The organism is Acinetobacter sp. SFD (assembly GCF_001647575.1).
GTDB lineage: Bacteria > Pseudomonadota > Gammaproteobacteria > Pseudomonadales > Moraxellaceae > Acinetobacter > Acinetobacter pecorum.
In genome coordinates this window covers 85203-102550 of sequence record NZ_LSZJ01000012.1, presented here as the reverse complement: position 1 = coordinate 102550, position 17348 = coordinate 85203, and the positions used below count along the sequence as shown (strand labels likewise).

Genomic DNA, 17348 nt, shown 5'->3' with positions numbered 1-17348 from the left:
ACTACCTGAGGCTTGACCCACATCATACCTGTGAGTGAAATGATTATGAACAAAAACCCAATTCAAAGCAACTTACCGGAATTCAAGCCATCCAGCATGACTTCTGAGCGTTTGTATCAACATCCAAAGCCTGCACCTAAACCGCATTGGTTGAGCAACTTCTCTGCCTTCTTGCTTCTCATCTCTATCTTCATTGGTCTAGCTGCAATGTTTACCTATGCAGCCGATCAGGAAGCTGCTTATCAAGCTGAAGCGATTGCTAAGGCTGTTGGGGGTGCGAAATGATTTTAAATTCTGCTGATCAAATTTTTGAAGCTCTTTTAAATGGCCAGCTAGTCTACTGGTGTGAATGTGGCTCTGATGACTGGTCTCCTCTTAATGATCGAACTCAAATTAATTTTGTAGACCTTTATACCGGCTTCCTGCAATTCAAAGCAGATGAGCTACCAGTAATACCAATGCCGGTAGAGTTTGATTCAACTCATCGCTATTTCTCTGAATACATCAAGACCTTTGAAGGACTTGAAATCTATCGAGTGGGTAAAACCCGTGCGAGCTATTTTGCCCTACGTGTCAAAAGCTCAGGAACTATTGCTGACTATTTCTGCAACACAATCATCTATTCCATTCAGCCTAATGGATCATTGAGGAAGATGGATAAATCTATCACTCCTAAATGGATTTTAGATGGGCTGGAAAATGCGCGTGTTGCTATGCGCAAAAACAGACGTCATCAGGTTTTGGAAAGTACCGGCTTCTTTGCATCAGAAGACTATAAGAACTTTAAGCGTAAAAACAGCCCTGCAGGAGTACGTTGAGATGGCGATTAATATTATTCCAGCAGATCAGCCGCTACTTGTCCAAGCCATCATCGTGTATCTGTATGCAGATCCAGGCTTGGGTAAAACATCTATTGGTTTCACCGGTGAGAAAGCTATTTCTTTCGACTTTGACAAAGGTTCTCATCGAACTGGTGAATTGCGTCGCGGTGCTGTAGTTCAGGTCAATCAATGGGCCGATGTCGCTAATCTCACCATGCAGGATCTGGAGCCATTCAAGACGATTGTGATTGATACCGTTGGTGCAATGCTTGAAAGCATCAAAACTCATTTAATGCTGAATGCGACCAATAAACAGAAAGATGGCTCTTTGAAACTCAAAGCACAGGGCTTGGCCAACAACATTTTCAAGCAGTATGTGAATACGCTGATTGCTTCAGGCAAAGATGTAGTTTTCATCGCTCATGCTTCAGAAGATCAGAATGGTGACCAGGTAATTTACCGACCAGATCTTGGGGGTAAGAACCGTAATGAGCTATATCGCATTGCAGATGTAATGGGTTACCTGACTACTGTACAAACAGGCGAAGGTAAACATGAGCGGGTTATCAGCTTTAGACCATGCCCTACTCACCATGCCAAAAATGCAGGTGGTTTGGGTGGTGAAACTGGTGAGGTATGGGTACCTGATTTAAAAGCCAATCCGTCTTTCCTGGCTGATCTAATTAAGCAGGCTAAGGATCACATCAACACCATGACACCTGAGCAGTTGGCAACGATGAAGGCTCAGGAAGATTTAGACAACTGGACTCAAAGCTGTGCAGAAGCTCAGTATGCCAGCGATTTAAATCAGCTCACCGAATCTATCGATGATAAGCACCAGTATTACAAAAATATGCGTGTTGAACTGGTTCGTAGAGCAATGGAACTTAAATGCAAGTTCGAAAAACAACGTAATGCTTGGGTGGATCCAGAGGAGTTCTTTGGTATCGATGACCAGCAATTGGCCGAGCTTCAAGCCTTTATCGATGAGCGCGGTCTGGATGCGAAAACCATATGTGAACACCTTGGTATTGATGCACTGAATCAAATTGAAGCCAGCAAACTGGTAGCGGTTAAACAAGAAATCGAACTAATAGCAAAAGAAATGGTGAACGCATGAGAATTCTAAATAGCAAAGAAGCCTTTGAAGCAATGATGGCTGGCCGAAATATCATGTGTCGCGCTGCTGGTGAGCTAATGGATTTTGATGATCTGTCTCAGTTCCCTGCCACAATTTTCGCTATGCCAGGCTATGAGTTCTGCATCAAGATTGAAACCATGGAACTGGCTGGTGTTACTTTTGCCAAGCCTTTAACTCTTAATGATGTGGTGGAAGGTCAGGAAATATTCCTGGTTTACCCTAACTGCATTGTTCACACTCAATTCACTTCATTATCTGGAAAGTATGTTGAATGTGTACGTTATGGTTTCGCCCAGGCGGATCAGGAAAATGCCGAATTACAGCTACAAGCAATTGGTAAACTTCTTGGACGAGATATTCCTTACCCTTTGACAATAGAAAGTCATTACCAACCTGAAAAAAAACGTCGCAGCCGAAAAGCCAAGGAAGATACTCAGCAGGTTAACACGCTAGCTGAATCAGGTAATGCCGTGTCGAATATTGAAAAACAACCTGAGCCAGAGGTGGTTAAGCCTGTTGAGGCTGTACCAGAAGTATCAATCGCTGTTGCTGATGTTTCAAAGGCAGCGATTGAAGAAGATGCGGTTGAAACTGACCCCGTAAAGCTTGTTGAAAAGTTCACTGCCCAGATTGATCAATTTACCACGACCCAAGATGTACTTTCATTCCGTCATGTTTTCTTGGCCAATGGACATTTAGATCAAAAAGATCAACAGCACCTATGCAAACTGACTGAAGACAAACTTCTTGAGCTAGATCCTGAGCAGTACGCACCTAAGGCTGAACCCGAACTATCTCCAGATGAAGTCACTGAAGTTGCGCAACCAAGTTTCATGGATCAAATTGAAAATGTGGCACGCAAACAAGCATCAGTAGAAAGTGCTGAACATGGTAGTGCCCCTATCGATCTTTTCTACAAAAAGAAAAAGCAGGTTTTGATTAACCGGATCTATGACATGGATTCAGTTGAAACATTAGAACGACTTGCACCCGCAATACCTGCAGCTAAATTGCTCCCAGCGGATCATCAGGAGCTACTTAGCATTTATGCACAGCGCAAAGATGCTTTGGCTACTGAGACTGGGGAAGCTTCATGAATTATTCCTATTCTTCTATGACCCGCGTGCTGCTTGTGCAGCACAACGGTCGGGTTAGAACTTACCGCAATATTAACCTGTTCGGTATTGATGATTGCCTACGAGATTTTGCGAATACCTGGGGGTACAGATGATCTTCAGAATCAAACAGAAGCATGAGGCCGGATTCAAGCTTTGGCTGGAGAAGCTAGGTTATACAAAGAAAGACCTTGCCGATGGCAGTTCAACATTTACTGGTAAAGGCACACGTAAGACATTGAGCTATGTGTTTTTAAAAAATGATTTAACAGGCAATGCAGCATGCCAGGTGCTATTTGATGAATATGAAGAGCACCTGGATAACCCAGATTATTTAGATGTAAAGGTGGCGTGATGGATAGTAGTTCTAAACGAGTCATTGAGCCTACTAAATTTGATGATGCGCAATGGCTCTGGTGCGCTGACTGGTGCAAGAAAAAAGGTTTAAGCCCATATGATGCGAAGAACTGGGCAGATGCAAAGTTTGAATACTTGAAGGCTCAAGGAGAAAACAATGATTGATATTCAAAAACCATGTGAGTCTTGTGAAGACAGCAGTATCGATAAACAGGTAAATCTAATGGATCAATTCATTGCTGACGGTGGTTTTGATCAAGCTTTTAAAGATGTGTATGGGTTACCGGAATCAGTAAAACAAAGTTTAAAGGAGATTTCATAATGGGAGCAGCTATGAAAATTGATGATCCAGTTGATATCAGTTTTATGTTACTCATGAAGTATCGTAAACCTGTAATTAAACTTGAAGAACTCTTGCCCGATTACTTGCCTCATCTTACAATTGAGCAAGCGAATAAGCGTGCAAATAAATGTACCCTTCCATTTCCTGCATTTAAATCAGATGGACGTAACTCACCTTTTTATGTTCATCTAAGTGATGTGGCTTTCTGGCTCGAATCTATACAAAAAGAATCTAAGAAAGATTGGGTAGCAATGAACCACTAAATGCTAAATTATTGTTTAAAATCCCGCATGGCTGCACCGCATTTGCACCTTGCACCATGCGGATACATACTAAATTCATAATAATTATAAATTTTTAATTTAAATCTATCCCACCTGCCATGGGAGCGACAATTAAATTGTTTGACAGTTGATAGGGACCAATATACATATAAATTCATCACTTTTTTGGTGAGCATAGTATACTGCATCTGTCTTATTCACTCATCTTTTCAGTTAATTTACCGCACCATGAATAAAACTTTTACCTCTTGTTTTTCTCTTAAGTCATTGTCTGTGCTCGCACTTTCTTTAAGTCTTGCTGGCTGTGGCAACGGTTCATGGTGGTCAAAAGATGATGAACCAACACTTGAAGTTGAACATATTCGTAAAGCTATTCCAAGCCGTGTCAATCAACGTGAATCTTGGGCACAAGATATTTACGATATTACTGAACAGCTTGGCATTCCTCAAACCAAGGAAAATGTCTGTACCATTGTGGCAGTAGTTGATCAGGAATCTAACTTTGTTGCAGATCCGACTGTTCCGGGTTTGGGTGAAAAAGCGGTTAAGGAAGTTCAAGGCCGTCTTGATGAAAAATTCAAAGACAAACTTGGTGATGCAATTGGTGGAACAGTTGCTGGATATTTTCAGGAAGTTCTTAAAAATCATCCAAGCCCTGAAGACAATTTCCTGAGTCAGATGCGCCGGGTCAAAACTGAACGGGAACTGGATGAGCTATATCGTGAAATATTTGACTATATGTCGAAGCATTATCATGTCAGCGCACTCACTGGTGCTGCCAAACTGGTCGGGCAGAATATTGCTGAGAAAATGAATCCGATTACCACCTTGGGCTCAATGCAAGTGCATATCAGCTATGCCAAAGAGCATAAACGTCAAGGTGGCAATATTGCAGAGCTGCGTACCGATCTCTATAGTCAATATGGGGGATTGTATTATGGGATTCATCGCCTGATGATGTATCCGGCAGATTATGACAAGCCGATTTACCGTTTTGCGGACTACAATTCCGGTATGTATTCCAGTCGAAATGCAGCTTTTCAGAGCATGTTAAATGATTTAACTGAAGCCGAACTCGATCTGGATGGCGATTTATTGCTATATACTAAAGATGGAGCATCCCGCTCACAAAAGAGCCAGTCCGAGCGCGAGTTGATCAGTGTCTTTGCCAAAAATAATTTTATTATTACTGAACGTCAAATCCGTGCCGATTTAAAAAAGGAAAAAGAGAAAGATTTTGAAGACACCATGACTTATCGTGGCGTTAGCAAGCTCTATCAGGAAAAGACGGGTAAAGATCCAATCTATGCCATTATGCCGGAAGTGGTTATTTCCGGGCCAAAATTGAGCCGTGATTATAATACCAACTGGTTTGCCACCCGTGTCGATGGTCGCTATCAAACATGCATGCGCAAGATCAAAAATCTAAAACTCTAGCCTTATTTGATTTTGATGGCACCCTGTATCCACATGATAGCTTTACCGGGTTCATTTTTTATGCCTTGAGAAAACGGCATATTGTTAAGCGTGGCATTAAGATTTTGCCGTGGATTCAGGCTTATTATTTAAAACTCTACCCAGCGCATCGCATGCGTCCCAAGCTGTATGCCAGCATGTTTAAAGAAAGTGATGCAGAGGAAATTCTGCAATTGGCTCAGGACTATGCACAACAACTCATACCCAAGTTAAATTCGAAACTGTTAGATCAGCTCAGACAGCATCAGCAACTTGGTCATGAAGCCGTACTTGTTTCTGCCTCTCTAGATTTATATTTAAAACCGGTGTGTAGCTATTTAAATATCGATTTAATCTGTAGTGAGGTTGAAATTAAAGCTGGAGAAATAACAGGGTTTTATCAAACGCCTGACTGTAGCAATCAGCAAAAGAAACTTAGAATATTAGAAAAATATAAACTGCAAGATTATGCTGAAATTTATGCTTACGGGAACAGTGATGAAGATAAGGAAATGCTGAATTTGGCGCATCACCGTTATCTCGAAGGACGAGATAAACAGCTTCCGAAAATTAATATCTCATCCAGTTCGATGCCATATTAGATATTCCCCTGCTTTATCTGATGGATCTAATAAAAGTCTTTAGACACTATATCAACGACAAATTAACTGTTCTTAACTTATACCTTCAAATCATATTTTATAGCTTTTCAATCAAGACCTCGCCTTTCTGAATTATAAACTTCACTTATAAAAAAACCACTTCAAATGAAGTGGTTTTTTTAGGAAAAATTATTTCTTAAACGGAAATGCATATTTCACTATACGTTTGATCACGCTGCCATACTGTTTTACCAGACTGGCATTGTTATAGTTCAAACCATATTTTTCACAAACAGCCTGAACCTTTGGCGCCATTTGACGATAGCGACGGGCAGGCACATCAGGGTACAAATGATGTTCAATCTGGTGACTTAAATGACCGGTTAAAATATGGAAAGCCTCAGAACCAGTCAGATTGGATGAACCACGAATCTGGCGCATATACCAATGACCACGACTTTCATTTTGCAGTACCGATTTCGGGAATACTTCTACATCTTTGGTAAAGTGGCCACAGAAAATAATACTGAACGTCCAGATATTACGCAGACCATTGGCCACCATATTACCAGTCAACACAGGTAATGCAGCAGGACCCGCGATGAGTGGGAAGAATACATAATCTTTAAACAACTGCTTACCGATTTTATTCTGCATTGGACGCCATTCTTCTTTGGTCTGCTCTTTGCTTTTGCGACCTTTGAAGTATTTACCCAATTCAAGATTCTGAATTGCTACGCCCCATTGGAACAACAAACAGAATGGCACGGCATAAATCGGTTGTAATAAATAACCCGGTTTCCAGCGCTGTTCTGGGAACAGGCGTAATAGCCCATAACCGATGTCATCGTCCATACCCTTGATATTGGTATAAGTATGATGTTTAAAGTTATGCGTTTGACGCCAGTTATCTGCAGTCCCTACGATATCCCACTCATAAGTCTGGCCATTCATTTTAGGATCATTCATCCAGTCATATTGACCGTGCATGACATTATGACCCAGTTCCATGTTTTCCATGATTTTAGCAAAACCCAAGAGGCCTGTGCCTAGCAACCATGCTGGCGGAAACCAGCCTGCAAACAATAAGGCGCGACCGGCAATCGATGAGTAACGGATGGTTGAGTAAACACGACGGATATATTTGGCATCTTTTTCACCCAAATCATCCAGCACTTCCTGCTTGATCGCATCAAGTTCACGTGCAAGTTCATCAAGTTCAAACTGGGTTAATTCACGGTTTTTGGGGTTTTTAAAATACTGTAATTTTACTGGCATATTCATAGGATAAAACTCTCTTATAAGTCGATGACGAGGTCAGTCTGCGCTGAGTTAACACAAATTTTGAGCAGATTACCTGGCTCGGTATTTTGTGCGCCGTTTACCAAATTTTTGGTCGAACCTTCCACTTTATTGCAGGCACATTTATTACAAATGCCCATACGGCAACCATGGGTTGGTTTAATATTTTGCTGTTCCAGACTCACCAGAATGGACTGGCCCTTTGGAATACTGACAATTTTTTTCGACTGGGTCAGGGTGACATTAATAAAGCCGGTATCCGATTGATCCGCCAAACTCATGCTAAAGGCTTCACCCTTAAACTGTTTTGCATGAGCAAAAAGCTGCTCAGCTTTCGACACAAAACCGGAAGGACCACAGCAATACACGATGCTATTTTCCAGATTTTGCAGATCTGTCAAATAGGTCTCATCCAGACGCGCAGCAGCCGGTTGTTCTTGAGTCGCATAAACATGAAATGAAAAGTTTGCATGTTTCTGAGCAAGCTCTTCAAAACGCGCTTTAAATGCGGCATCCCGATCTTTCTTGACCCAGTACCACAGGCTTACGGGTGCAGATAATTCCCCTTTTTTACTCATGCTTTCTAACATGCTGAGCATTGGGGTAATACCACTACCTGCAGCTAGCAGAATCAGTGGGCTCGGCTGCACAGGTAAAGTCATATCCCCATAAGGCTGACCAAATTCAATGACATCACCCACTTGCGCCTGTTCTGCTAGCCAGGTGCTGACCTTGCCAGCATTGACTTTTTTCACGGTCAATAAAACATGCTGCGTATCTACGCGGGTCAAACTATAACTACGTTCATAGCGAATACCATTCACCACGACATAGACTGGATGATGCTGTCCCGCTTCGCCAAACTTAAATAAGCGATTTACCTGAATTTTCAGACTCAGCATATCCTGTGCTGCATTTTCTTTATGCACGATCTTGCCTAATGGCTGATTCAACGACCATATAGGATTGAGTTTCTGAATCCAGAAATTAATCGCATGCTGATCAACAACACTGTCCGACAGTGCATTCAACGGCGTTTTAAGTTTTTGGAGTACATACATCGTTATCGACATCACCTTGAGGTTTTTAATTATTATACAGATGTATATATATTTGTATATACAGTTGTATTGTTTCTATTCATTTCACAAGCTTGACTAGCTCGGTTATAATAAAATGTCATGCATGAACCTATCGATGAACGAGCCTTCAATGAAAATAAGCAGTGATGCATCTTTATTACAATCGAAAAGCATTGATGAGCCGATTATCGTACGTAGTGTCGGTCGCAAGGCTACCATTACCAAGGAAGAACTGTTTCAGGCTGCATTGAATCTGATTGGACCACAAAAAAGTATTTCTTCTTTAAGTCTGCGTGAAGTGGCACGTGAAGCCGGTATTGCACCAAACAGCTTCTATCGTCATTTTAAAGATATTGATGAACTGGCGATTGAGCTGATTGATCGTGCAGGGATTGTATTGCGGCAGATTTTGAACGAGGCACGTCTACAGGCTTCCCGTCAGAACAGCATCATCCGTAGCTCGGTAGAAATTTTTATTGCCCAGCTAGATGCCGATGAAGGCAATCTGAGCCTGTTATTACGTGAAGGCTATACCGGCTCCAAGTCTTATAAACAGGCAGTAGAACGTCAGTTGCATTATTTTCAGCAAGAACTGCAAGATGACTTGGTTCGCCTGGAACGTCTGAATAATAAAAAGTTGTTGCATGCTGACATTGTGGCTAAAGCGATTACCCAACTGGTGTTCAACATGGGTGCCAATGTGATTGATATGCCTGCTGAAGACCGAAAAGAAATTGCCGAACAGACCATGATCATGATTCGGATGATTCTGGAAGGTGCACGCCATCTGGAAGACTCTCAGTTACGTTAATTCTTCATGGCGTAAAAGGATATAAAAGAGACGTAATCAACGTCTCTTTTTTTGTGCCGATCATAAAAGTGCAAGTTGGGCTTTGACTACCTTTGCAGTAGCTTCTGGATGCTCAAGAGGGAACATATGTCCACCTTCGACCACTGAATAATCAATCTGGTAAATCTTGTGCATTCCTTGTGGCAAACCCTGCTGATAAAACTGGCTCTGCTCGGCAGTAATCAGATGAATTGGCACTTCAGGTGCTCGGCGTGGCGTTCTCCACCACCATGCGGGTACAGTCCGGAAAATTTCCGCTTCTACCTGTTTGGGAATGGTTAACGTCACCCCACCGCGTTCAGATTCTGGCTGAATACCGCTCTCGATATAATCAGCAAAACACTGCTCATCAAAATTTTTAAATAAGCGGTTAAATCTGAGCGCTTCAATAGCGTCCTGTTTTGATGGCCAATGATCCTTGCGTTTTAGCGTAATTCGTGCGGGTGTATAACGATCGACACTTTTCAGATTCAGCTTTTTGATCAGTTCAAACATGGCGCTGTTTTTTCCAATCACAAACGGTGGATCCATAATAACCAGTTTGGAAAACAGTTCGGGACGTCGATACGCTGCCATGAGAGTCACCAGACCACCGAAGGAATGTCCCAAGCCAATCACTTGCTGCTGAGGAAACTGCTGCTCGATATCTGCAATGACTTCATCGACCAGATAACGCCAGTCTCGCGTAATCGGATATTGCGGATTCATGCCGATAAATGGAATCATTTTGACTTCATAGTCTTGCTGAAAATAGTCCAGAAACTTCTGGTAAGTTGCCGCAGGGATGCCATTGGCATGAGTAAAATGTAGGGCTTGCTTCATTATTTTTTAAACGCAGTGCGTATTCATCCTGAAATCGTAAGCCAAGCTTAATGCGCTGCGTATTAATTTGGCAGTACAAAAATGCTCAACGCATGACCTCAAAGTCACTTCTCGCTATCTCTAGAAAAATAACAGACTTATTTCTGCGATACAGTCAAATGCTGCATGGGTAGAAAAATCGCCCCGCAACTGGTTTTATCCCCCGCGATGACTACCGCTCTTCCTTTGACTGTAATTGATAAGTCGCTAGCAATTGCCCCGACCATGGTCTGGCATTTGGGACAATAATGCTTCATGCCATTTAAATGTACGGCAACACCATGAATCAAAAAAGAGGGTTCGCATTCAGTCACCATGCCGCCATGACTGGTCTTTGTACCAAGAGTAATCAGTGCTTTTGACATGCTTTTTAGTTCTTATTATTTAGTAGGCCAATTTTAAACAGGAGAAAAATAACAGGCCAGCATTCTCCGACAAAAAATAATAAAACTGGATTTTGCCCATAAAAAAAAAGCAGCCCGAAAGCTGCATTTTTTAATGATTTAAAGCTTAAGGCTTAACCACAACCATCACCTGAATTGCTTCAGGCGTTACCGACAGACCATCCAGTAAACTTAAACCTTCTTTCTGCAATTTCTGTAAACGTGCAATTTCATCTTCACGGATACTTGGGTTGAACTGTTTCAGATAGGTCAGGCGATCAATTTCATATTGCCATTTATTACCATACACTTCTTTGGCTTGCTGCTTGAAGCCCGGCAAAGCACTGCGTGCCAGTTCAAGTGCCTGCTGATAACGCGCTTCAATCACATCACGACGTGCTTTCACCACCTGACGACAGCTATTGCCATCCAAATGATGTAGATAAGGCTTCAGGATTTCTGGTGCAATCTTCTGGGAGAGATCCTGACCTTTTTCACTGAGCAAGACACGGATTAACTGTTGCGGCAGGCTAGATGGCAAGTTCAATGCTTTCGGTGCAACCACATCGACCTTGAACCAGACTTCTAGCAATACCGAACCTTGTGGCAACGCCGCAGATTTTAGCAGTGCAACATTGGTACTACCAAAGCCTTGTGTATTGATCATTTCCATCACGCTTTCCGTGAATGGATGTTCCAGTGTCAGATATTGCGCATCTTCACGGATTTGTGCCTGATCACGATAGAAGGTGGCTGTCATGCCCTCTTCATCCAGAGTCAGACCTTGAACCTGCATCTGATCGGTTGGCTTGATGATCACGGTACCATTGCTTTGTTCATCAAAGTCGATATTGGTCGATGCCATGAAGCGCTTCATGAACATTGGCAAAGTGGTATTATCATCATAATCTTCAAGCGCGTTGACAATTTCCTGTGCCACCACCGGACGGCATGAATTGTACTCCAGTAAACGGTCACGGCCTTGCTGCAATTCCGCTTCCAAAGCCTCACGTTGCACGCTGACTTCTTCCAGTAGGTCTTCAAATTCCTGACCTTTGTCTGCAAGCAGACAGTCTTTCAAGGCAACAATAAAGTTTTCTTGCAGAGTTTGCGCAGTTGGTGAAATATTGCTGAAAATATTCAAGGCTTCGTTATACCAGCGGAACATACGCTCTTGCGCGGTACCCACCAGATAAGGCACATGAATCTGGATACGGTTTTCCTGGCCAATACGGTCCAGACGACCAATACGCTGTTCCAGCACATCCGGATTCGCGGGCAAGTCAAACAGAATCAGATCAGAAGCAAACTGGAAGTTACGCCCTTCTGAACCAATTTCCGAACACAGGAGAATCTGCGCGCCATACGAATCTTCAGCGAAATAAGCCGCCGCTTGGTCACGTTCCAGCAGACTCATGCCTTCATGAAACATCGCAGTACGAATACCTGCATGTAAACGCAACACATTTTCCAGCGCTTCAACCACTGGACCGCTTCGGGCAATCAGTAATACTTTCTTGTGTTTAAGGTCAGTACGCAGCTTTTCCATCAACCACATCACGCGTGGATCAGTTTCCATCCACGCGCCATCCAGCTGGGCTTCTTCAGGCCACATTTGCTCACGTAGTTTTCCGTCTTTTGACCAGTGTTCTGGTGCCGGCAATGGTGCGGGCTGACAGTCACGTCCCGGGAAGCCCTGAATTGCTTCACGCGTATTACGAAACAGAATACGGCCTGTACCATGACGGTCTAAAAGTTCGTGAATCGCACGGAAACGCTGCTCGGGAAGATCCTCAATCGGATGTCCTAATAAGGTTTCAATCGCAGTAAAATGCTCAGCCTCTAGCGGCATGTCCGACATTAACACTTCTGCAATTTTAGCCGTATGCTGATATTGCGCTTCTTCATCCAGGAAACGATCCAGCGAGTTAAAACGTTGCGGATCGAGCAAACGCAGGCGTGCAAAGTGACTTTCAACACCGAGCTGTTCAGGTGTCGCCGTCAATAACAATACACCCGGCGTATGCTCAGCGAGCTCTTCGACCAGATCATAACGGTCGTTTCCGCCCTCTTCTTCACTCCACATCAAATGATGCGCTTCATCAACTACCAGCAAATCAAAACCGGCTTCAAGTGCCTGCTCACGAAGATCTTCATGGTCAACCATCAAATCGACAGAAGCAATAATCTTTTGTTCAGTCAGGAACGGATTCAGATCAGGATCATGTTCTTTGATCGAAGCAGTACGGGTCAAATCAAACAATGAGAATTCAAGATTGAAACGACGGCGCATCTCAATCATCCACTGGTACTGCAGTGAATCTGGCACCAAGATCAGGATACGTTCAGACCGGCCGGTTTTGAGTTGTTGATGGATGATCAGGCCAGCTTCAATGGTTTTACCCAGACCCACTTCATCGGCCAGCAATACACGGGGTGCAAAACGCTGACCGACTTCATGGGCAATATAGAGTTGGTGCGGAATCAGGCCGACACGCGAACCGACCAAACCACGCAGTGGACTGCTTTGCATATTGGCCTGCATCAGCAGCGCTTCAATACGCAGGTCATACCATTCTTTATAATCAATCTGACTGGCCAATAAACGATCTAAAGGCCTAGACAGCTGGATAGTCGCACCAAGACGGGTTTCATTCAGTGCCTTACGTTCTTCTGTGCCATCTTCAAGAGTGCGTACTACCTGATAACGCACCACGCCGTTACGGTCTTCTACTGATTCAACAGTCCAGGTAACACCTTCCTGATCCTGTAATTCATCATTCACATTAAATATGATACGAGATAAGGGGGCATTGCTGCGTGCATAGACGCGGGTTTCATCGCTTTTTGGGAATAAAATGCTGACCGACCGCTCATCAACATCAATAAGAACGCCTAAACCGAGTTCTGTTTCAGTATCTGATAACCAACGTTGACCAATAGCAAATTGCTGCAATTTTTCCACCTTTATCTTAAGTACAAGATTATGAATATTAGGCTCAATCACGGAACGTCATTGGAGCAAAATTCCACACCTTCAAGCAATGTATTTTGACATAAAGCTCACTAAAAAGTGAGCATAATTCACGTCGAATAAATAAGTATTTCCTAGAATGGCGCCGGACAATAAAATTCGACCAGCTGCTCTGTTTGAGGATGATAAAAACTCAAACGTTCAGCATGTAAACATAGACGTGAGCTAAGCTGTTGATGTTCAGGTGATGCATATAAAGTATCGCCAATAATCGGATGTCCGAGATATTGCATATGCACACGTAACTGATGCGAACGACCGGTAACTGGCGTCAGTTTCACCCGGGTCACGGGTTGCCCCTGAATTTCAAAATGTTCAACTGCCTGCCAATGTGTGATGGCCGGTTTATGATGTGCGGGATCTGCGATATGTAAAGGTGGACGGCTTGGATCATACACCACGGGCACCTCAACAGTACCTTCGCCTGCTAATATACCTGCCACGACCGCCTGATAGGTTTTATCGGTCTGGCGTTCCTGAAACTGGCGGGAAATGGTTTTTTGTCCCCACTTGCTCAGACCAAAGATTAAAATACCGGAAGTGTCGCGGTCCAGCCGATGGATCAGTAAAGTTTTAGGTTCTAGTTTGATCAGACGATTGATCAGGCAATCTTGTAAATCTTCTGTTTTACCGGGAACTGTGAGTAAACCTGCAGGTTTGTGGATGACCATGAAATCGTCATCACGATGTATCAGATGTTCGGTTAGAAAATTACTCAAAGTTCAATCCCAGGCTGATCGCGAAAAACAAGGCGGCAATGATAGAAAGCTTAGCCAATAATTACAATGCGCATTTGTGTAAATGGTGATGAAATTTCCGATTTAGCGCATAAAAATGCTCAATCACAGTCCATCAAGCGGAGGATTGTAGAATGAAGCCTACCAACGCATGCAAAGATGGATACTGTAGTACATCTTCATAACGGATATTTGCACCATTGGCACGCCATATACCAACCAGACTGACCACTGCAACCGAATCCAGTCCATACTGTCTGAGGTCGACATGGGGATCAATATCCAGTGCATCCATATCCAGCTGTTCAGCCACTGCTAGCATGATGCCTTTGCTGGACAATATATATTCTGACGGCGCACTCAAGTTCCATAATCGCGTCAGGCTATAGCTGTTCATATGATGCAAGCCTTGTGCCGAGATATTCTCGATCCACTGGATATGCTGCTCCTGACTGGACATCAACATGGCATCATCGATAATACATATTTGCTCAGTCACGCTTTGCAGATGCGGTAATATCTGTTTCAGCATCGGCGTCACTTGCCCGGCAAAAATCAGCTGCGAATGAGTTGAGGCATATTCGCCGAGTTGCTGCATGCCCTGTATCAGGTCATCGCCATAGAGATCGACAACAGGAATGTCCAGTACTTTGGCTTTATTGCTGGTCTGGATCAGGTTGGCCATAAGATCGCTGCTCTCTATGCCTGACATCATCCTTATATTTTGTAGTCCCACCAGTACCAGCACCGATTGTGTCGATGATAGCTGCCATTTGGCTTGAGATGGCGCAAGTTGGATTTTTTTGGGCATTGGGTATAGCATGAGAGAACTTCTATTTAGCTTCGTACAACATTGCTGTATGCTAGCCTAAATTATATAAATTAATAAATTTCTGATTAACACTATAAGATCAAAAATATTCTAAAAACGCTAGCCACATAAAAAAACCGTCAATTACCGACATATAGTAAATCTTAAAGCCTATGGATATTTTACTTCACTATATTGATTTAGCTGGAACTTTTGTTTTTGCCTTAAGTGGAGCAATGCTAGGTATACAAAAAAAATATGATATTTTTGGGATATTCTCTTTAACTGCTATTACTGCAATTGGTGGTGGCGTTCTTCGAGATTTATGCCTTTCTGCCACCCCTCCCTCAGGTCTCATTAATGAAGAATATTTTATTGCAATATTTCTGGCATTCCTACTCAGTATCTTATTTCAAAATATAGTTTATTCTTTAGATAAAGCGTCTTTATTATTTGATGCCTTGGGATTGGGATTTTTTGCAGCCTTTGGGGCAAATAAGACTTATGCTCATACCGGTAGCGTACAACTTTCGATTATCATGGGCTGCATAAGTGCGGTGGGTGGAGGATGCCTGCGGGATATTTTATGCAGACGTACACCGATTATATTTACGAAAGAAATCTATGCAAGTGCTGCAATGATAGGTGCTGCAATTGAAGTTTTAGGTTCAAGTGGTGTTATTTCATCTGCTTATAGTATTTGGATTGCTATAATTACCTGCACTTTAATCCGTTTATTTTCATTGTATTACGGTTTAAATTTACCAACAATAAAGTTAAAGCCAAAATAGTTTCTAGAAATTCTGAAGTGCACTCTCCTAATTTTTATTACAGGTGAGTTATTTAAGTTAAACAATCTACCCTAACCCGCATACTGCTTAAGCCGATAAGTCGCTTACTCGAATAACCGGTTGGTTTTGATGGCATTTTTGGCAAGCACACAGGCAGAAAGCATAGACTGTGTGGTAATAATCTCATGGTTATTAGTATTCCCTTTTTTTTAAATTAATTTCGTATAAAAATTTTTCTATTAAATGAAAATAGAGTTTTGTAGATATGTAAAAGTAGATGATTATTTACCCTTAAATACCTACTATGTTAAAGGAAGTCAAAAACTAGAAAATATTGGGTATGAAATATAAGAATTATAGCTATCATTTTTGTTAACTACTCAATTCGCAAATTTAGTTTTTTAATATGTGCTGCTTATTAGTTGAGATTTTATTAATTATGAATAATTCAATACATCCAACAGCCATTATTTCAGAGAAAGCTATTTTGGGTAAGAACATTAGCATAGGTGCCAATACTATAATTTATGACACTGTTGAAATTGGTGATGATTCTTTTATCGGTGCCTTTTGTGAGTTAGGAGTGAATAATCACTTATCAGAAGGTCAAAAATTAGTCTTAGGTAAAAATTCACACATTAGATCCCATAGTATATTTTATGAAGGGTCTGTATTTGGTGATGGACTCATAACAGGTCACAGAGTAACTGTCAGAGAAAAAGTTTTAGCTGGTAAGAACCTGCAAATAGGAACTTTGTGTGATTTACAGGGACATTGTGAAATCGGTGATTATGTCCGTTTTCATAGCAATGTGCATATTGGACAACATAGTAAAATTGGAAATTTTGTCTGGATCTTCCCCTACGTGGTTTTAACAAATGATCCCTACCCACCAAGTGAGATACAGATGGGAGTAACTGTTGAAGACTTTGTCTCTATATGCACGATGAGTGTTATTTTACCAGGCGCCATAATATCTGAAGGTTGCTTAATAGGTGCTCACAGTTGTGTAAAAGGTATCACTGAAAAAGATTCAATTTATGTTGGCAGTCCAGCGAAGAATCTGGGTTCAACATCACGTATAAAACTAGAAGATGGATCGACAGCTTATCCATGGAGACATCATTTTAAACGAGGTTATCCGGAAGAAGTGACTAAGGATTGGTAAAATAATAAAAGGTTCTTTATTTGAATACTTTTATCCTGACTGAAATTAAATGATTATTTAATAATCTATTTTAAAATTTTCTAAAAAACATCATACAAGAAATACAAAACTCTATATTTTATCCGATTCAAATCAATCTCTTAATTTATATTAAAAAGCCCAAGCCTACCGACTTAGGTTTTTTAATAATTTTTTGCATTCCATTCTTATC

The 17348-nt window shown here is 42.0% G+C and carries 20 protein-coding genes and 1 pseudogene; 13 read left to right on the top strand and 8 right to left on the bottom strand.

The window, feature by feature from the left end:
- Positions 1–45: 45 nt before the first annotated feature.
- The 8 genes from AY605_RS08060 (at position 46) to AY605_RS08035 (ending at position 4040) form a co-directional block, all read left to right on the top strand.
- Complete coding sequence (locus AY605_RS08060) at positions 46–285, top strand: hypothetical protein (protein WP_064096167.1); 240 nt, start codon at positions 46–48, stop codon at positions 283–285.
- Entirely contained in the window at positions 282–818 is a 537-nt protein-coding gene (locus AY605_RS08055; RefSeq protein WP_064095900.1) for a hypothetical protein, read from the top strand. Before AY605_RS08060 ends, AY605_RS08055 begins: the two co-directional genes overlap by 4 nt.
- A 1-nt stretch (position 819) precedes the next feature.
- The gene (locus AY605_RS08050; RefSeq protein WP_064095899.1) at positions 820–1941 is read left to right on the top strand and encodes an ATP-binding protein; all 1122 of its coding nucleotides are present in this window, start codon (positions 820–822) and stop codon (positions 1939–1941) included.
- Positions 1938–3059, top strand: coding sequence for a hypothetical protein (locus AY605_RS08045; protein WP_064095898.1), 1122 nt, complete (start codon positions 1938–1940; stop codon positions 3057–3059). The genes AY605_RS08050 and AY605_RS08045 overlap by 4 nt, the downstream gene beginning before the upstream one ends.
- Before the next feature lie 130 nt (positions 3060–3189).
- Positions 3190–3432, top strand: coding sequence for a hypothetical protein (locus tag AY605_RS08040; RefSeq protein ID WP_064095897.1), 243 nt, complete (start codon positions 3190–3192; stop codon positions 3430–3432).
- Positions 3432–3599: a hypothetical protein gene (locus AY605_RS15085; protein WP_171254938.1), complete on the top strand. Its 168-nt coding sequence runs from the start codon at positions 3432–3434 to the stop codon at positions 3597–3599. The genes AY605_RS08040 and AY605_RS15085 overlap by 1 nt, the downstream gene beginning before the upstream one ends.
- Complete coding sequence (locus tag AY605_RS15080) at positions 3592–3756, top strand: hypothetical protein (RefSeq protein ID WP_171254937.1); 165 nt, start codon at positions 3592–3594, stop codon at positions 3754–3756. Before AY605_RS15085 ends, AY605_RS15080 begins: the two co-directional genes overlap by 8 nt.
- Positions 3756–4040 (top strand): pyocin activator PrtN family protein, encoded by a 285-nt coding sequence (locus AY605_RS08035; protein ID WP_005104467.1) that lies wholly within the window; start codon positions 3756–3758, stop codon positions 4038–4040. Before AY605_RS15080 ends, AY605_RS08035 begins: the two co-directional genes overlap by 1 nt.
- A gap of 103 nt (positions 4041–4143) precedes the next feature.
- On the opposite strand, the pseudogene AY605_RS15405 reads toward AY605_RS08035, so the two are convergent.
- Positions 4144–4209: pseudogene (locus tag AY605_RS15405) on the bottom strand (hypothetical protein); the annotation flags it as partial.
- Positions 4210–4289: 80 nt separating this feature from the next.
- Here AY605_RS15405 and AY605_RS08030 point away from each other — a divergent pair.
- Positions 4290–5498, top strand: a complete 1209-nt coding sequence (locus AY605_RS08030) for a DUF1615 family protein (RefSeq protein WP_064095896.1) — start codon at positions 4290–4292, stop codon at positions 5496–5498.
- Positions 5465–6118, top strand: a complete 654-nt coding sequence (locus AY605_RS08025; RefSeq protein ID WP_064095895.1) for an HAD family hydrolase — start codon at positions 5465–5467, stop codon at positions 6116–6118. Before AY605_RS08030 ends, AY605_RS08025 begins: the two co-directional genes overlap by 34 nt.
- Positions 6119–6307: 189 nt before the next feature.
- Here the strand turns inward: AY605_RS08025 and AY605_RS08020 are convergent, their stop codons facing one another.
- Together AY605_RS08020 and AY605_RS08015 are read right to left on the bottom strand one after the other, a co-directional pair.
- Complete coding sequence (locus AY605_RS08020; protein WP_064095894.1) at positions 6308–7402, bottom strand: fatty acid desaturase family protein; 1095 nt, start codon at positions 7400–7402, stop codon at positions 6308–6310.
- A gap of 14 nt (positions 7403–7416) precedes the next feature.
- Complete coding sequence (locus AY605_RS08015; protein ID WP_064095893.1) at positions 7417–8481, bottom strand: flavin reductase family protein; 1065 nt, start codon at positions 8479–8481, stop codon at positions 7417–7419.
- 151 nt (positions 8482–8632) lie between these two features.
- On the opposite strand from AY605_RS08015, the gene fabR reads away from it, so the two are divergent.
- Positions 8633–9313, top strand: coding sequence for an HTH-type transcriptional repressor FabR (fabR, locus tag AY605_RS08010; protein ID WP_064095892.1), 681 nt, complete (start codon positions 8633–8635; stop codon positions 9311–9313).
- Positions 9314–9373: 60 nt separating this feature from the next.
- On the opposite strand, the gene AY605_RS08005 is transcribed toward fabR, so the two are convergent.
- From AY605_RS08005 to AY605_RS07985, 5 genes are all read right to left on the bottom strand, one after another.
- On the bottom strand, positions 9374–10174 hold the full coding sequence (locus tag AY605_RS08005) for an alpha/beta fold hydrolase (protein WP_064095891.1): 801 nt from the start codon (positions 10172–10174) through the stop codon (positions 9374–9376).
- A 137-nt stretch (positions 10175–10311) separates the two neighbouring features.
- On the bottom strand, positions 10312–10578 hold the full coding sequence (locus AY605_RS08000) for a PAAR domain-containing protein (RefSeq protein WP_064095890.1): 267 nt from the start codon (positions 10576–10578) through the stop codon (positions 10312–10314).
- A 145-nt stretch (positions 10579–10723) separates the two neighbouring features.
- Positions 10724–13561, bottom strand: coding sequence for an RNA polymerase-associated protein RapA (gene rapA / locus AY605_RS07995; RefSeq protein ID WP_064096166.1), 2838 nt, complete (start codon positions 13559–13561; stop codon positions 10724–10726).
- 143 nt (positions 13562–13704) lie between these two features.
- Positions 13705–14349 carry an RluA family pseudouridine synthase gene (locus AY605_RS07990; RefSeq protein WP_064095889.1) on the bottom strand — a complete coding sequence of 215 codons (645 nt, stop codon included), beginning with the start codon at positions 14347–14349 and terminating at the stop codon, positions 13705–13707.
- 133 nt (positions 14350–14482) lie between these two features.
- On the bottom strand, positions 14483–15190 hold the full coding sequence (locus tag AY605_RS07985) for a phosphopantetheine-binding protein (RefSeq protein ID WP_064095888.1): 708 nt from the start codon (positions 15188–15190) through the stop codon (positions 14483–14485).
- 161 nt (positions 15191–15351) lie between these two features.
- Here AY605_RS07985 and AY605_RS07980 point away from each other — a divergent pair, with 161 nt between their 5' ends.
- Both AY605_RS07980 and AY605_RS07975 read left to right on the top strand, forming a co-directional pair.
- On the top strand, positions 15352–15969 hold the full coding sequence (locus AY605_RS07980) for a trimeric intracellular cation channel family protein (RefSeq protein ID WP_064095887.1): 618 nt from the start codon (positions 15352–15354) through the stop codon (positions 15967–15969).
- A 439-nt stretch (positions 15970–16408) separates the two neighbouring features.
- On the top strand, positions 16409–17137 hold the full coding sequence (locus tag AY605_RS07975) for an N-acetyltransferase (protein ID WP_064095886.1): 729 nt from the start codon (positions 16409–16411) through the stop codon (positions 17135–17137).
- Positions 17138–17348 lie beyond the last annotated feature (211 nt).

Excerpts from the sequence above, each read along its gene's own strand:
- AY605_RS08060 (WP_064096167.1), top strand. The coding sequence starts at position 46 with ATGAACAAAAACCCAATTCAAAGCAACTTACCGGAATTCAAGCCATCC.
- AY605_RS08055 (WP_064095900.1), top strand. The coding sequence starts at position 282 with ATGATTTTAAATTCTGCTGATCAAATTTTTGAAGCTCTTTTAAATGGC.
- AY605_RS08050 (WP_064095899.1), top strand. The coding sequence starts at position 820 with ATGGCGATTAATATTATTCCAGCAGATCAGCCGCTACTTGTCCAAGCC.
- AY605_RS08045 (WP_064095898.1), top strand. The coding sequence starts at position 1,938 with ATGAGAATTCTAAATAGCAAAGAAGCCTTTGAAGCAATGATGGCTGGC.
- AY605_RS08040 (WP_064095897.1), top strand. The coding sequence starts at position 3,190 with ATGATCTTCAGAATCAAACAGAAGCATGAGGCCGGATTCAAGCTTTGG.
- AY605_RS15085 (WP_171254938.1), top strand. The coding sequence starts at position 3,432 with ATGGATAGTAGTTCTAAACGAGTCATTGAGCCTACTAAATTTGATGAT.
- AY605_RS15080 (WP_171254937.1), top strand. The coding sequence starts at position 3,592 with ATGATTGATATTCAAAAACCATGTGAGTCTTGTGAAGACAGCAGTATC.
- AY605_RS08035 (WP_005104467.1), top strand. The coding sequence starts at position 3,756 with ATGGGAGCAGCTATGAAAATTGATGATCCAGTTGATATCAGTTTTATG.
- AY605_RS08030 (WP_064095896.1), top strand. The coding sequence starts at position 4,290 with ATGAATAAAACTTTTACCTCTTGTTTTTCTCTTAAGTCATTGTCTGTG.
- AY605_RS08025 (WP_064095895.1), top strand. The coding sequence starts at position 5,465 with ATGCATGCGCAAGATCAAAAATCTAAAACTCTAGCCTTATTTGATTTT.
- AY605_RS08020 (WP_064095894.1), bottom strand. The coding sequence starts at position 7,402 with ATGAATATGCCAGTAAAATTACAGTATTTTAAAAACCCCAAAAACCGT.
- AY605_RS08015 (WP_064095893.1), bottom strand. The coding sequence starts at position 8,481 with ATGTATGTACTCCAAAAACTTAAAACGCCGTTGAATGCACTGTCGGAC.
- fabR (WP_064095892.1), top strand. The coding sequence starts at position 8,633 with ATGAAAATAAGCAGTGATGCATCTTTATTACAATCGAAAAGCATTGAT.
- AY605_RS08005 (WP_064095891.1), bottom strand. The coding sequence starts at position 10,174 with ATGAAGCAAGCCCTACATTTTACTCATGCCAATGGCATCCCTGCGGCA.
- AY605_RS08000 (WP_064095890.1), bottom strand. The coding sequence starts at position 10,578 with ATGTCAAAAGCACTGATTACTCTTGGTACAAAGACCAGTCATGGCGGC.
- AY605_RS07985 (WP_064095888.1), bottom strand. The coding sequence starts at position 15,190 with ATGCTATACCCAATGCCCAAAAAAATCCAACTTGCGCCATCTCAAGCC.
- AY605_RS07980 (WP_064095887.1), top strand. The coding sequence starts at position 15,352 with ATGGATATTTTACTTCACTATATTGATTTAGCTGGAACTTTTGTTTTT.
- AY605_RS07975 (WP_064095886.1), top strand. The coding sequence starts at position 16,409 with ATGAATAATTCAATACATCCAACAGCCATTATTTCAGAGAAAGCTATT.